A 14,575-nucleotide genomic window follows, 5' to 3' on the forward strand; every position below is an offset into this window, starting at 1 on the left:
CCGGATGTTGATAGCATGAGCCTCTCGGCGCGGGCGGCCGGCAGTGTGTACTCCCCTCGCCCGTCTCCCCATCCCGCTTCACGTCACTTCATTCCACGAGGACCCACCCGATGTCGTCAGCCCCGCCGCTCTTCAACCGCATCCTGCTCACCAACGACGACGGTATCGACGCGCCCGGCCTCGCCGTGCTCGAACGGGTCGCCCGGACGCTGGCGCGCGAAGTCTGGACCGTCGCGCCGGCCTCGGACCAAAGCGGCACCTCGCATTCCTTGAGCCTGCACGAGCCGCTGCGCGTGGTTCCCGCCGGCGAACGGCGCTTCGCCGTGCGCGGCACGCCGGGCGACAGCGTGGCCGTGGCGCTCGGCAGCCTGATGCAGGAGGCGCGGCCCGAACTCGTGCTGTCCGGCATCAATCGCGGCGCGAACCTCGGCACCGAGACGGTGTTTTCGGGCACCGTCGGCGCGGCCATGACGAGCATGCTGATCGGCGTGCCGGCCATCGCGCTGAGCCAGGCGTTCGCGAACCGCAACGCGGTGCCGTGGGACACGGCCGGCGAGCATGCGGCCGGCGTGATCCGCCGGTTGGTGGCGGCCGGCTGGGATGCCGACGCGTGCCTGAACGTGAACTTCCCGCCCGTGGCGGCCAGCGAGGTGGGCACGCTGAAGGTGACCACGCAGGGCCGGGGCCTGCTCGGCGGCGTGGAGATCGTCTCGCGCACCGATCCGCGCGAACACGGCTATCACTGGCTCAAGCTCGCGCGCGGCCCGCGCGACGACGCGCCCGATTCCGAAACGCTGTCGCTGCGCGCCGGCCACATCACCGTCACGCCGCTGAAGTTCGAGCGCACCCACGACGCGGCGCGCGAGCGGCTCGCGGCGAAACTGGCGGGCTGAACCGCACGCCGTTTCGCCCGGACGAAAAAAAGCCCTCGCATGCGAGGGCTTTTTTCATCGGCGGCAGCCCGGAAGCTGCTTGCCGATCAGAACCGAAACCGTAACTTACGCGAAGTTCTTGGCTGCGAAGTCCCAGTTCACGATGTTCCAGAACGCTTCGACGAACTTCGGACGCGCGTTGCGGTAGTCGATGTAGTAGGCGTGTTCCCAGACGTCGATCGTCAGCAGGGCCTTGGCATCGGTCGTCAGCGGCGTGGCGGCGTTGCTGGTCGAGACCAGGTCGAGCGAACCGTCGGCCTTCTTCACCAGCCATGCCCAGCCCGAGCCGAACGTGCCGATTGCCGTCTTGGTGAACGCTTCCTTGAATGCGTCGAACGAACCCCACTTGGCGTTGATCGCGTCGGCCAGCGCGCCCGTCGGTGCACCGCCACCCTTCGGCGACAGGCTGTTCCAGAAGAACGTGTGATTCCAGATTTGCGCGGCGTTGTTGAAAATACCGCCCGACGACTTCTTCACGATCTCTTCGAGCGAGAGGTTTTCGAACTCGGTGCCCGGGATCAGGTTGTTCAGGTTCGTCACATAGGTCTGATGGTGCTTGCCGTAGTGGAACTGGATCGTCTCGACCGAGATGTGCGGAGCGAGCGCGTCTTCAGCGTACGGCAGCGGCGGGAGCGTATGAGCCATGGCGATTCCTTTGAAGTATGTGTGGGGGGACAGGGTCCTGCGAGCGTCCGATTGTAGGCGAGACCGAATAACCCCGCAAACTCGCGGGTATTCGGGCGCGCCGCCATCCGTCCGGCTGTCGGAGCCGCTGTCATAGCGGCCTGCCGACACGCGTGCGACATATTTCCGGCATCGGGAACCGCCGGGAAACGCGCACGCGTCGATGGAAATGCAGCACGATTCGATCCCGTTGCGCGGCGCGGCGAACCGCGCCGGCCGCGCAGGGTTCAGAACGATTCGTCGAGGCGCGGCTGGACGTCGGCCAACGTCACGTCGACAGTGCCCTCGGCCAGATGCACGGCCAGCCGGCGCTGCGGCTTCAGCGTGCCCGGCGAGCGCACCGCGCGGCCGGTTTGCGTGTCGATCAGCGCCGCGTAGCCACGCTCCAGCGTGCGCTGCGGGCTCAACACCTCGAGCCGCGCCGCCAGGCCGGCCACACGCGACGCCTCGCGCTCGTGGCGGTAACGCAGCGCCGTGCCCAGGCGCTGCGCGTGCCCGGCCAGTGCCTGCCGGGCCGCCGCCGGATCGGGACGGGTGCGTTGCCAGCGCAGCATGACCAGCGCGAAACGGCCGCGCGCATCGCGCACCGGCCGCGCGCCGGCCGAGGCGAGCCGTACCGACAGTTGCTGCAAGTGGGTGCGCTGACGCGCCAGCCGCTCGGTCGGGCTGACCAGCCGGCGCGCGAGCCAGTCCAACTGCTGGCCACGCGCGTCGAGCCCGCGCCGCAGGCCGCGCGCGAGCGCCGCGTGACGCTCGGCCAGCTCGCGCAGCAGCAACGCGCGCTGCGGGCTGACGAGTTCGGCCGCGCCGGTGGGCGTGGGCGCGCGCACGTCGGCGGCGAAATCGGCAATCGTGAAGTCGATTTCGTGGCCCACGCCGCTGATCACCGGCAACGCGCTGGCGGCAATCGCACGCGCCAGCGCTTCGTCGTTGAACGACCAGAGATCCTCGATCGAGCCGCCGCCGCGGCAAACGATCAGCACGTCGGTGCGATCCTCCTCGCGGCGCGCGTTGGCCGCCTCGACCATCGCCGTCAGCCGCTCGGCGGCGCCCGCGCCCTGCACCGGCGCCGGGTAGACGATCACCGGCACGTGCGGCGCGCGGCGCGCCAGCGTGCTCAACACGTCGCGCAACGCCGCGGCCTGCAGCGACGTGACGATGCCGATCGCGCGCGGGTGCGCGGGCAGCGGCCGCTTGCGCTCGGGCGCGAACAGCCCTTCGCTTTCGAGCTGCGCCTTGAGCTTCAGGAACGCCTCGAACAGCCGCCCCTGACCGGTCCGCCGCACCGCCTCGACGCTCAGTTGCACCTCGCCGCGCGGCTCGTACATCGTGACCAGCGCCCGCACCTCGATGCGATCGCCCTCGCGCGGCGTGAACGGCGCGTGCTGGGCGCGGCCGCGGAACATCACGCAGCGCATCTGCGCGTCCTTGTCCTTGATCGAGAAATACCAGTGGCCGCTGGCCGCACGCGTGAAATTCGACACCTCGCCCGACACCCAACTGAGCGGGAACGCGCGCTCGAGCATCGAGCCGATCGCGCGATTGAGCGCGGAAACGGGGATCACGCCGTCGCCGGATGAGGCGCCGCCGGGGCCGGACAGGAAGGAATCGGAAGGCATCGCGTCGGAAGAAATGGGAGCGGGCACACGATAGCCCCGCCGCGCCGCGCCGGCAAGCGCCACCGCCAGCCGGCGGCGGAGCGGCGAGAAGTGTCCACACCCGCGCGGCGGCATTCACAGAGCCGTAACATACCCCTTAAAAACAGCATCAAAAATACTTAAACCATTGATTTAAAACAACTAATGTGTGACATATTGTGACTTGCCACCGACCGGAAGGCCGCCATACGGGCGTTTGCGCAGATCGTCGGGGTAGTTCTTCACAGAGTTATCCACAGACTGCGCGGGCAAGCGCCCGGTGTGCGCGACTTGCCGCACGCGCCGCCGCCGCGCTAGAGTGCCGCCTTTCGAGGGGTCATTGCCGAGGCCGGCCGAGCGGCCGTCAGCCCCTCGTCCTGCCTCGACGATCCCGCCGCCGCTTCCGGAGATTTGCCCTTGACCGATCCGTTCGCCCTCCGTCCGATCCGGCCCGCCGCCGGCGCCCTTCGATGAGCCGCCCCGCGGGCTGGGTGGCGCGCATCGAGGCGACGCTCACGCGCGAATGGCAACGGCGCGGGCCGCTCGCATGGGCGCTGACGCCGTTCGCCGCCGTGTTCGGCGCGATCGCCGCCGGCCGCCGCGCGGCGTTCGCGGCCGGCTGGAAGGCGCGCGTCGATCCGGGCGTACCGGTGGTGGTGGTCGGCAACGTGACGGTGGGCGGCACCGGCAAGACGCCCACGGTGATCGCGCTGGTCGACGCGTTGCGCGCCAACGGCTTCCATCCCGGCGTGGTGTCGCGCGGCTATGGCGCCGAGATCCGCGAGCCGACCGAGGTCACGCCCGATTCGCCGGCCTCGCGCGCCGGCGACGAACCGCTCCTGATCGCACGCCGCACCCAGGCGCCGGTGTGCGTGTGCCCCGACCGCATCGCCGCGATCCGCGCGCTGCGCGCCGCGCATCCCGAGGTGGACGTGGTGATCAGCGACGACGGCCTCCAGCATTACCGGATGGCGCGCACCGTCGAACTCGTGGTGTTCGATCACCGGCTCGGCGGCAACGGCTTCCTGTTGCCGGCCGGCCCGCTGCGCGAGCCGCTGTCGCGCCGTCGCGACGCCACGCTCGTCAACGATCCGTACAGCCGGGCGCTGCCGCCCTGGCCCAACACGTTCGCGCTGCAACTCGCGCCGGGCGACGCCTGGCATCTCGACGCGCCGTCGCGGCGACGCCCGCTCGCGCAATTCGCGGGCGAGCGCGTGCTGGCCGCGGCCGGGATCGGCGCGCCCGAGCGCTTCTTCGCCACGCTGCGCGCGGCCGGCCTCGCGCCCGCCACGCGTGCGCTGCCGGACCATTACGCCTTCGCCGAGAACCCGTTCGCGCACGACGATGCCGATGTGATCCTGATCACCGAGAAGGATGCAGTAAAATTGGGCGCTTCCTGGCGCGATGCCCGACTGTGGGTTGTCCCTGTCGAAGCCGCGCTCGACCCCCGCCTTATCGCTCTCGTTGTGGAGAAACTCCGTGGACGCTCGCCTGCTTGAAATCATCGTGTGCCCTATCTGCAAAGGCCCACTCCAGCATGACCGCGCCGCGCAGGAACTGATCTGTCACGCCGACAAGCTCGCGTATCCGATTCGCGACGGCATCCCCGTGATGCTGGTCGACGAAGCGCGACAGACCGTCGAAGGCACGCCCGTCGACCCTGCCGGCCCCGCGAACTGACGCGCGGGCGGGCAGCCTTGGCGCCCGCCTCGCCGCTCGCGCCCGCCCTCGTGGCGGGCGCGGCGTTTCAGCCGCCCGAATCCCATTGCCGCGCGCGCCGCGAAGCGCGCCGGTAGTTCCGCCTCCTGGTTCCGTCTCCTGCTCACCGCCCGAACTCCGATGACCAACCCGCCGCCCTTCATCGCCGTCGTCCCGGCCCGCCTGGCCTCGACGCGCCTGCCGAACAAGCCGCTCGCCGACCTCGGCGGCAAGCCGATGGTGGTGCGCGTCGCCGAACGCGCGCGTGAAGCGGGCGCGGCCCGCGTGCTGGTGGCCTCCGACGCGCAAAGCGTGCTCGACGCCGCCCGGGCCGAAGGCTTCGAGGCGTTGATGACGCGCGCCGACCATCCGTCGGGCACCGATCGGCTCGCCGAAGTCGCCACGCTGCTCGCCCTGCCGGACGACACGATCGTGGTGAACGTACAGGGCGACGAGCCGCTGATCGACCCGGCGCTAATCCGCGACGTAGCGTCGCACCTTTCATCGCACCCCGATTGCGCAATCGCAACCGCCGCCCATCCGATTGACGATCCCGCCGAAGTGTTCAACCCGAACGTGGTGAAAGTGGCGCTCGACGCGAAAAGCGTGGCCCTGTATTTCTCGCGCGCGCCGATTCCGTGGTCGCGCGACGCCTACCAGCCGCACTGGCCGGCCGTCGAAACCATGCCGGAGCCGGCCTTTCCGGTGTATCGGCACATCGGGCTGTATGCTTACCGCGCGCGCTTCCTGCGCAGCTATCCGTCGCTCGCGCAGGCGCCGATCGAGCAGGCCGAACAGCTCGAACAACTGCGCGCGATGTGGCACGGCGAGCGCATCGCGGTGCGCGTGACGGCCTCGGCGCCCGCGCCGGGCGTCGATACGCCGGCCGACCTGGCCCGCGTGCAGGCCCTTTTTCGGTCGACGGCAAAATAAGCCGTGGCATAATCGGACGACTGTGCGAGCCGTCAGGCGCCGCCCACGATGAGTCGCGCTCGCCAGCTCTCCCGCCGGCAGCCGCGCCGGCCCCGCTGCCGGCGCCGCCGTCAGTCCGGCCGGAGCCTGTCTGTTGCAGCCGACCTCCGGGCCGCGCGCCGATGCCATTCCCCTCGCGCCACATATTCACGAAACTTGGAGATATCACCATGCGTTTGATCCTGTTGGGCGCGCCCGGCGCCGGCAAGGGCACTCAGGCTACCTTCATCAAGGAAAAGTTCGGCATCCCGCAAATCTCGACGGGCGACATGCTGCGCGCCGCCGTCAAGGCCGGCACGCCGCTCGGCGTCGAGGCCAAGGGCTACATGGACGAAGGCAAGCTGGTGCCGGATTCGCTGATCATCGGCCTCGTCAAGGAACGCCTGAAGGAAGCGGATTGCGCGAACGGTTACCTGTTCGACGGTTTCCCGCGCACGCTGGCGCAAGCCGACGCCATGAAGGACGCCGGCGTCGCGATCGACTACGTGCTCGAAATCGACGTGCCGTTCTCGGAAATCATCGAGCGCATCAGCGGCCGCCGCACGCACCCGGCATCGGGCCGCATCTATCACGTCACGTTCAACCCGCCGAAGGAAGAAGGCAAGGACGACGCCACCGGCGAAGCGCTGATCCAGCGCGACGACGACAAGGAAGACGTCGTCAAGAAGCGCCTCGAAGTGTACGAATCGCAAACCAAGCCGCTGATCAGCTACTACGGCGACTGGGCGCAACGCGGCGAGGAAAACGGCCTGAAGGCGCCGGCCTACCGCAAGATCTCGGGCCTCGGCAGCGTCGACGAAATCCGTCAGCGCGCGTTCGACGCCTTGAAGTAAGCGCCTCGCGCGCCACGCGAAACCGCCCTGCCCGGGCGGTTTTTTTTCGCCTGCGCGCATGAAAGCGCACGGGCGTTCGCTTCACGCCACCGTCAAGCCGGCTTCCGTACAATCGGTCGGCATCCACACGACCCACGCAACAGGAGCAACGATGGAACTACGCGACAACGTCTTTCTGATCACCGGCGGCGCCTCGGGCCTTGGCGCCGGCACCGCGCGCATGCTGGCCGCCGCGGGCGGCAAGCCCGTGCTCGCCGACCTGAACCGCGAGGCAGGCGAGGCGCTCGCGCGCGAGCTGGGCGGCGTGTTCGTCGCCTGCGACGTCACGCGCGAGGATCACGCGCAGGCCGCCGTCGAGGCCGCCACGCAACTGGGCACGCTGCGCGGGCTGGTGAACTGCGCCGGCATCGCGCCGGCCGCGAAAACAGTCGGCAAGGATGGCCCGCACGCGCTCGACCTGTTCGCGAAGGTGGTGTCGATCAACCTGATCGGCACCTTCAACATGGCGCGCCTGGCCGCGGCCGCGATGGCCACCAATGCGCCGAACGGATATGGCGAGCGCGGCGTGATCGTCAATACCGCCTCGGTGGCCGCGTTCGACGGCCAGATCGGCCAGGCCGCCTACGCCGCCTCGAAGGCCGGCGTGGCCGGCATGACGCTGCCGCTCGCGCGCGACCTGTCGCGCAATGCGATCCGCGTGATGACGATCGCGCCCGGCATCTTCGAAACGCCGATGCTGCTCGGCATGCCGCAGGAGGTGCAGGATGCGCTCGGCGCGATGGTGCCGTTCCCGCCGCGCCTCGGCAAAGCGGACGAATATGCGATGCTGGTGCGCCAGATCTTCGAGAACCCGATGCTCAACGGCGAGGTGATCCGCCTCGACGGCGCGATCCGCATGCAGCCGAAGTAAGCGACGGAAAAGCGAACCAACGGGCTTGCCGAGCAAACGACGAGCCCGCCACACCCATCGCAAAACAACGAGGCCCGCACGCGCCGGTAACGGCAGGTGCGGGCCTCGGTCATTCTCCGGAGCAGGCCGAAAGCGCGGGATTTCACGCGTCAGTCCTCGTCGCCGCGCCGCATGCGCTGCCGCAGCTCGGTCAACTGCGCCTCGACCACGGTCGCATCGACCGCTTCCGGGCGTTCGTCGAGATACGCTTCGAGATCCTCAAGCGCCGGGCGCAGGTAATCGAGCCGGGCATAGGCGAAGCCGCGATCGCGCAGCTCGTCGGGCTGCCCCGGCAGCAGCACCACGAGCCGCTGCTGCACCGCCAGCAGCCGTTGCCAGCGCTCGGTCTGCAGATAGATCGCCTTCAGGTTGTTGAGCATGCGCGCCAGCACTTCGCGGCTCGCGGCCGGCTGCAGCAGCGCGCGCAGCGTGCTCGCCATGGTGGCCTCGGGATGCGCGACATAGGGTTCGAGCATCTCGATCAGATCGGTTTCGGACAGCGAGCGCCCGGTGGTCGGGTCGATCATCGCGTCGCCGTCGGCCAGCGTCGCGCGCAACAGGAAATGCCCCGGGAACGACACGCCACGCACCGCCAGCCCGAGCTGCCCGGCCAGTTCCAGATACAGCACCGCCAGCGAGATCGGAATGCCGCGCCGGCGCTTGAGCACCATGTTCAGGTAGCTGTTGTCGGGATCGTAGTAATCGTTGTGATTGCAGGCGAAACCCAGCTCGCGGAAGAAGAAATCGTTCAGCGCGTCGACCTTGCCGCGCTCGCCGAGATCGGCACGCACGCGGCGGCGAAAGCGCACGGCCAGCATGTCGAGCTCGGCCTGCACCGCCTGCATGTCGAGGTCGGGATAGGCGTCCTGCGCAAGCGACAGCGCCGCCTCGGCGAGCGGCAGGCTGTCGTCTTCGGCAACGAGGGTGCTGAAAAAATCGAGGACGCGGGTCATGGCTTTCGTCATTTGGCTCGGCGGCGGAAATACGCGTATTTGAAGCCCATCAACCACAACATACCGAAATATAGAGCGGCGAACAGAACCAGGCACGCGGCCGTCAGCGCGACGCGCGCGAGCGGTTCGGCGCGCAGGCCGGTCCAGTCGAAGCTGATCGAGAACCAATGCATGACGCCGGCCAGCACCAGCGAGGCGCCCAGCAACTGCAGGAAGAAACGCGGCCAGCCCGGCGACGGCGTGTAGATGCCGCGCCGACGCAGGCCGAGGAACAGCAGCAGCGAATTGAGCGTGGCGCCCACCCCGATGCTCAGCGTCAGACCCGCATGACCGAGGATCGGCACGAACACATAATTCGACAACTGCGTGACGATCAGCACGCCGACCGCGATCTTGACCGGCGTCTTGATGTCCTGCTTCGCGTAGAAGCCCGGCGCCAGGATCTTGATCAGGATGATGCCGACCAGGCCGATGCCGTAGGCGGCCAGCGCGCGCGACACCATCTCCACCGTGTGCGCGTCGAACTTGCCGTAGTTGAACAGCGTGGCCGTGAGCGGCTCGGCGAACACCAGCAGGCCGAGCGCGCTCGGCGCGGCGAGCAGGAACGTCACGCGCAGGCCCCAGTCGAGCAGCGCCGAATATTCGGTGGCGTCGGCGTCGATATGCGCCTTCGACAGGCTCGGCAGCAGGATCGTGCCGAGCGCCACGCCGAGCAGCGCGGTGGGAAATTCCATCAGCCGATCGGCATAGTTGATCCACGACACGGCGCCCTGCCCGAGCCGCGACGCGATATTGGTATTGATGATCAGCGAAAGCTGCGCGACCGACACGGCGAAGGTGGCCGGCACCATTTTCACCAGCACGCGCTTGACGCCCGGGTGAGCCAGCGCGCGCATCGGGTTCAGGCCGATGCGCGGCATCATGTCGATGCGCTTGAGGCCCGGCCACTGCACGATGAACTGCAGCACGCCGCCGACGATCACGGCCCACGCCAGCGCATACACCGGCATCTTCATATAGGGCGCGACGAACGCGGCCGCGCCGATGAACGACACGTTCAGCAGCACCGGCGCGAACGCCGGCAGCGAGAAGTTCTTGTAGGTGTTCAGCACGCCCGAGGCGAGCGTCGTCAGCGAGATGAAGATGATGTACGGGAACATGATCCGCGTCATCGCGACGGCAAGCGGAAAGGCCTGGCCGTCGGTGCGCAGGCCGGACGCCACCGCGTACACCACCCACGACGCGCCCACCACGCCCACCACCGACAGCGCCGCCAGCGCCCAGGCCAGCACCGTCGACATCGCATCGACCAGCGCCTTGGTGGCGTCGTGCCCCTGCTGGTTCTTGAATTCGGCGAGGATCGGCACGAACGCCTGCGAGAAGGCGCCCTCGGCCGACAGCCGGCGCAGCAGGTTCGGAATGCGGAACGCGACGTAGAATGCGTCGGTATATTGACTGGCGCCGAACGCTCTCGCGATCAGCGTCTCACGGGCCAGACCGGTCACGCGCGACAACAACGTGAAGCCGCTGACCGTCAGCAGGGCGCGGAATAGATTCATGGGGCACCGATTATACGGAACGCCCGCGGCGAACCGCCGATCGCCGCCGAAAAACGCGCCACGAGGGCGCCGCAGCGCAGATGCGCGTCGAGCTTGTCATTGCCTTGATTTTGTTGCTATAATCCGCCGTTTCTGAGTCTGCATTCGCGCTGCGTAATCATCGAGCACGTTGCCGGCCTCGGTGAAACCTACGTTTTTTGGGCCCCGGGCAATCGCTCTCGAGGGTCGGATCGAAAAGCAGCGCTTGGCCGTCAGGCTCCAAGCTCTGGGAACAGGACAGGATAAGGAACCGTCAATGGCTAACTCCGCACAAGCACGCAAGCGCGCCCGTCAGGCAGCGAAGGCAAACTCGCACAACTCGGCACTGCGCTCGAAATTCCGCACCGCCATCAAGGCCGTTCGCAAGGCGATCGACGCCGGCGATCAAGCCAAGGCTGCCGATCTGTACAAGGCCGCCACCAAGACGATCGACACGATCGCCGACAAGAAGATCGTTCACAAGAACAAGGCTGCTCGCCACAAGAGCCGCCTGTCGGCAGCGGTCAAGGGCCTGCAGGCCGCCGCGCAGTAACTCCGGCACGCCCGCCTCGCGCGGGCGGCCCTGTTTCCTGCCGATCACGAAAAGCCCGCCTTGGCGGGCTTTTCGTCGTTGCCGCGGCAGCGCTTTTTCGATTGCGACGAACGCGGGTCGGCTGCGGCGCAACGCGGTGCGCCCAGCGGGCTATCTCGATAGGGAAACCGGAATCTCGATGCGAAGCCGGGGCGGGAATGCCCGGCACATCGATTGAACGGCAGGCAACCTGGTGATCAGGCCTTGTCGTGCTTGTGGAGCGTCAGCTCGCAGGCCTCGGTCACGACCAGATCGTTGTCGCGCGCGAAATTCATGACGAAGTCGAAAGCCATCGGCTCGAGCTCGCGCAAGCGCGAATCGATGATCACGCACTTGACGTTGCCGACGATGGTGGGACGCACATACAGCGAATACTTCATGTAGGCATTGCGCCCGCTCGCGCCCGGTCCGAATTGGGCCATCACGCCGGCCAGCCGCTCCGACCAATCGCTCGGACGAAACGTCTTCCCTTCTGTCGTGATGCCTTGAATGAAAAATTCGATCGGGGGAGTTTCTGCCATGAAGGGTCCCAGATGAGGGGCCGACGGCACGATGCTGCCGCGGCGGAAGCAGGGCCTGGCTTCGCTTGCCGGCTGCGGGATGCGATGTTGCCGGCGCTGCCCGACGACCACCGCGAGCATGCCGGGACACGCATCCGCACGCTTGCGCACGGGTGCCGCCCTCACCCGGCAACGAGAGCCGCCGGGCTTCGGAAAACCGCGAAATTATACCGCACCGCCGCATGCTGCGGCGCCACAAAGCCCCCTGCGCGCGCCTCGGCCACAACCCGACGGCCCGCAACGGCGGCCGGCAGCGGCCTCCGGCGCAACTCGTCAAAGCCCGGAAAATCCTTTATGCTCGATCGGGTTATCACCTCCGACGGCGGGCGCCGTACGGCGCACCGCGCCGGCTGCCTCCCGCCGCGTTTCGTTTCATGACCGCCAAAACCATTCGTCACTACCTGCAGTTCAAGGATTTCTCGCTGGAAGACTACGAGTACGTGCTCGAACGCACGGGTATCCTGAAGCGCAAATTCAAGAACTACGAAACCTACCACCCGCTGCACGACCGCACGCTGGCGATGATCTTCGAGAAGAACTCGACGCGCACGCGCCTGTCGTTCGAAGCCGGCATCTTCCAGCTCGGCGGTCACGCGGTGTTCATGAGCACGCGCGACACCCAGCTCGGCCGCGGCGAACCGGTGGAGGATTCGGCGCAGGTGATCTCGCGCATGGTCGACATCATCATGATCCGCACGTTCGAGCAGGAGATCATCCAGCGCTTCGCCGCGAATTCGCGCGTGCCGGTGATCAACGGCCTGACCAACGATTTCCACCCGTGCCAGGTGCTCGCCGACATCTTCACGTACGTCGAGCAGCGCGGCCCGATCCGCGGCAAGACGGTCGCCTGGGTCGGTGACGCGAACAACATGCTGTACACCTGGATCCAGGCCGCGCAAATCCTCGGCTTCAAGCTGCGCCTGTCCACGCCGCCGGGCTACGCGCTCGACATGAAGCTCGTCGATGCCGAAAGCGCGTCGGCCTACGAGGTGTACGAGGATCCGAACGAAGCCTGTCGAGGCGCCGACCTGGTCACCACCGACGTGTGGACCAGCATGGGCTTCGAAGCCGAGAACGAAGTGCGCAAGCAGGCGTTCGCCGACTGGTGCGTCGACGAGGAAATGATGGCGTTCGCCAACCCCGACGCGCTGTTCATGCACTGCCTGCCCGCGCATCGCGGCGAGGAAGTGACGGCCGGCGTGATCGACGGCCCGCAAAGCGTGGTCTGGGACGAAGCCGAAAACCGTCTGCACGTGCAGAAGGCGCTGATGGAATTCCTGCTGCTCGGCAAGCTCAATCACTGAGCCGGCGGCATCAATACCCCGCTGGCTTGATATGAAAAACCCCGCTTCGGCGGGTTTTTTTCATGGTTGCGCGGCGGAATCGGCCGAGCGGGGCTCAGATCGCAACCGGCTCGGCTTCGAGTTCGACGCCGAAGCGCGCGCGCACGTCGGCCTGGATCGCCCGCGCCAGCGCCAGCACGTCGGCACCCGACGCGCCACCGCGATTGACCAGCACCAGCGCCTGACGGTCGTGCACGGCCGCCGCGCCCAGCGCGCGCCCCTTCCAGCCGCAGCGGTCGATCAGCCAGCCGGCCGCGAGCTTCACGCGCCCGTCGGGCTGCGCATAGGCCACCAGCTCCGGCTCGCGTTCGCGCAACGCCGCGCACTGCGCCGCGTCGATCACGGGGTTCTTGAAAAAGCTGCCGGCATTGCCGAGCACGGCCGGATCGGGCAGCTTGGCGCGCCGGATCGCCACCACGGCGTCGAACACGTCGCGCGGCGTGGCGGCTGCGGCCTCGATGCCCCGCGCGGCGAACTCGCGCTCGACATCGGCATAGTTCATGCGCGGCTGCCACTGCTTCGGCAGGCGGAAGCACACCGACACGATCGCGAAACGCTCGCGCGCCGCCTGCTTGAACACGCTGTCGCGATAGCCGAACGCACAGGCCGCCGCGTCGAATTCGACGATCTCGCCCGTGGCCAGCTCCACCGCCTTCAGCGACGCGAATCGCTCGCGCATCTCGATGCCGTAGGCGCCGATGTTCTGGATCGGCGCCGCGCCGACCGTGCCCGGAATCAGCGCCAGGTTCTCGAGCCCCGGCATGCCGGCGTCGAGCGTCCAGGCCACGAATTCGTGCCAGTTCTCGCCACCCCCCGCCTCGACGTACCAGCCCTCGTCGTCCTCGCGCACCCGCGCGCGGCCATGCACGCGGTTGATCAGCACCAGCGCCTCGACATCGCCGGTGAACACCACGTTGCTGCCGCCGCCCAGCACCAGCACGGGCAGCCCCGCCGCACGCGGGTCGCGTAGGGCGGCCGCGAACCCGGCCGGCGTGTCGATCGTCGCCGCGAGACGGGCGCGCACGTCGAAGCCGAAGCTGTTGTGTGCGCGCAGCGAATAGTCGGGCGTCAACTCGGGCGCGGACGGGGAGGAAATCGGGAGAGCGGAATCGGACATCGGCGGAGAATGGGCGGTACGGGTGCGGTACGAGCGCGGTGCAGGCGGGTTGGCGGGCGCGGCCGGCCTGAAAGAAGGCGGCGTGCGGCCTTGGGCAAAACGCGGGGGCATCGGTAAAATGGCAGCCGGTCTGCAATTATAGCGAGTGGCCGCGCACCCATCGCGCGGCCCGGATGTTTTACAGGGAGAACAGCATGCCATCGTTCGACGTCGTTTCCGAAGCGAACATGATCGAAGTGAAGAATGCAGTCGAGCAGTCGAACAAGGAAATTTCGACGCGCTTCGACTTCAAAGGGTCCGACGCGCGCGTCGACCACAAGGAAAACGAACTGACGCTGTTTGCCGACGACGATTTCAAGCTCGGCCAGGTCAAGGACGTGCTGATCAACAAGATGGCCAAGCGCAACGTGGACGTGCGCTTCCTCGATTACGGCAAGGTCGAGAAGATCGGCGGCGACAAGCTCAAGCAGGTGGTCACGATCAAGAAGGGCGTGTCGGGCGATCTGGCCAAGCGCGTGGTGCGCACCGTGAAGGACAGCAAGATCAAGGTGCAGGCCAGCATCCAGGGCGATTCGGTGCGCGTGACGGGCACCAAGCGCGACGATCTGCAAAGCGTGATCGCGCTGCTGCGCAAGGAAATTGCCGACACGCCGCTCGATTTCAACAACTTCCGCGACTGATCGCAGCGCTGCCCCGGCAGCACATGGCGGGGGGGGGGGGGGGGGGGG

At 67.7% G+C, this 14,575-nt stretch carries 15 protein-coding genes; 9 read left to right on the forward strand and 6 right to left on the reverse strand.

The features are described from left to right. The first annotated feature begins 110 nt into the window (after positions 1–110). Positions 111–893, forward strand: coding sequence for a 5'/3'-nucleotidase SurE (gene surE / locus ACYP33_RS27835; RefSeq protein ID WP_459624652.1), 783 nt, complete (start codon positions 111–113; stop codon positions 891–893). Between the two features lie 105 nt (positions 894–998). On the opposite strand, the gene sodB is transcribed toward surE, so the two are convergent. Both sodB and xseA read right to left on the reverse strand, forming a co-directional pair. Then, a complete protein-coding gene (sodB, locus tag ACYP33_RS27840) occupies positions 999–1,577 on the reverse strand; it encodes a superoxide dismutase [Fe] (protein WP_414442910.1) in 579 nt (192 codons plus the stop codon). Positions 1,578–1,843: 266 nt separating this feature from the next. Next, positions 1,844–3,235 (reverse strand): exodeoxyribonuclease VII large subunit, encoded by a 1,392-nt coding sequence (gene xseA / locus ACYP33_RS27845; RefSeq protein ID WP_459624653.1) that lies wholly within the window; start codon positions 3,233–3,235, stop codon positions 1,844–1,846. Between the two features lie 488 nt (positions 3,236–3,723). On the opposite strand from xseA, the gene lpxK reads away from it, so the two are divergent. The 5 genes from lpxK (at position 3,724) to ACYP33_RS27870 (ending at position 7,666) form a co-directional block, all read left to right on the forward strand. Then, positions 3,724–4,752 (forward strand): tetraacyldisaccharide 4'-kinase, encoded by a 1,029-nt coding sequence (gene lpxK / locus ACYP33_RS27850; protein WP_414451142.1) that lies wholly within the window; start codon positions 3,724–3,726, stop codon positions 4,750–4,752. After that, positions 4,733–4,933, forward strand: coding sequence for a Trm112 family protein (locus ACYP33_RS27855; protein WP_414442913.1), 201 nt, complete (start codon positions 4,733–4,735; stop codon positions 4,931–4,933). Before lpxK ends, ACYP33_RS27855 begins: the two co-directional genes overlap by 20 nt. A 159-nt stretch (positions 4,934–5,092) precedes the next feature. After that, positions 5,093–5,884, forward strand: a complete 792-nt coding sequence (kdsB, locus tag ACYP33_RS27860; RefSeq protein ID WP_459624654.1) for a 3-deoxy-manno-octulosonate cytidylyltransferase — start codon at positions 5,093–5,095, stop codon at positions 5,882–5,884. A 209-nt stretch (positions 5,885–6,093) separates the two neighbouring features. After that, the gene (gene adk, locus ACYP33_RS27865; RefSeq protein WP_459624655.1) at positions 6,094–6,756 is read left to right on the forward strand and encodes an adenylate kinase; all 663 of its coding nucleotides are present in this window, start codon (positions 6,094–6,096) and stop codon (positions 6,754–6,756) included. 151 nt (positions 6,757–6,907) lie between these two features. After that, entirely contained in the window at positions 6,908–7,666 is a 759-nt protein-coding gene (locus ACYP33_RS27870) for an SDR family NAD(P)-dependent oxidoreductase (RefSeq protein ID WP_414451139.1), read from the forward strand. Positions 7,667–7,815: 149 nt separating this feature from the next. On the opposite strand, the gene ACYP33_RS27875 is transcribed toward ACYP33_RS27870, so the two are convergent. Further along, entirely contained in the window at positions 7,816–8,658 is an 843-nt protein-coding gene (locus tag ACYP33_RS27875; RefSeq protein ID WP_459624656.1) for a SirB1 family protein, read from the reverse strand. An 8-nt stretch (positions 8,659–8,666) separates the two neighbouring features. Continuing rightward, positions 8,667–10,217: a murein biosynthesis integral membrane protein MurJ gene (gene murJ / locus ACYP33_RS27880; protein ID WP_459624657.1), complete on the reverse strand. Its 1,551-nt coding sequence runs from the start codon at positions 10,215–10,217 to the stop codon at positions 8,667–8,669. A 295-nt stretch (positions 10,218–10,512) separates the two neighbouring features. On the opposite strand from murJ, the gene rpsT reads away from it, so the two are divergent. Then, positions 10,513–10,788 (forward strand): 30S ribosomal protein S20, encoded by a 276-nt coding sequence (gene rpsT / locus ACYP33_RS27885; RefSeq protein ID WP_414442919.1) that lies wholly within the window; start codon positions 10,513–10,515, stop codon positions 10,786–10,788. A 236-nt stretch (positions 10,789–11,024) separates the two neighbouring features. Here the strand turns inward: rpsT and ACYP33_RS27890 are convergent, their stop codons facing one another. Continuing rightward, entirely contained in the window at positions 11,025–11,348 is a 324-nt protein-coding gene (locus tag ACYP33_RS27890; protein WP_414445650.1) for a DUF3579 domain-containing protein, read from the reverse strand. A gap of 413 nt (positions 11,349–11,761) precedes the next feature. On the opposite strand from ACYP33_RS27890, the gene argF reads away from it, so the two are divergent. After that, a complete protein-coding gene (gene argF / locus ACYP33_RS27895; RefSeq protein WP_414442920.1) occupies positions 11,762–12,691 on the forward strand; it encodes an ornithine carbamoyltransferase in 930 nt (309 codons plus the stop codon). A 94-nt stretch (positions 12,692–12,785) separates the two neighbouring features. On the opposite strand, the gene murB is transcribed toward argF, so the two are convergent. Continuing rightward, complete coding sequence (gene murB, locus ACYP33_RS27900) at positions 12,786–13,847, reverse strand: UDP-N-acetylmuramate dehydrogenase (RefSeq protein ID WP_459624658.1); 1,062 nt, start codon at positions 13,845–13,847, stop codon at positions 12,786–12,788. 194 nt (positions 13,848–14,041) lie between these two features. Between murB and ACYP33_RS27905 the strand changes: the two genes are divergently transcribed. After that, positions 14,042–14,527, forward strand: a complete 486-nt coding sequence (locus tag ACYP33_RS27905; protein ID WP_414442922.1) for a YajQ family cyclic di-GMP-binding protein — start codon at positions 14,042–14,044, stop codon at positions 14,525–14,527. The last annotated feature ends 48 nt before the right edge of the window (positions 14,528–14,575 follow it).

Source organism: Burkholderia sp. 3C, from assembly GCF_054589155.1.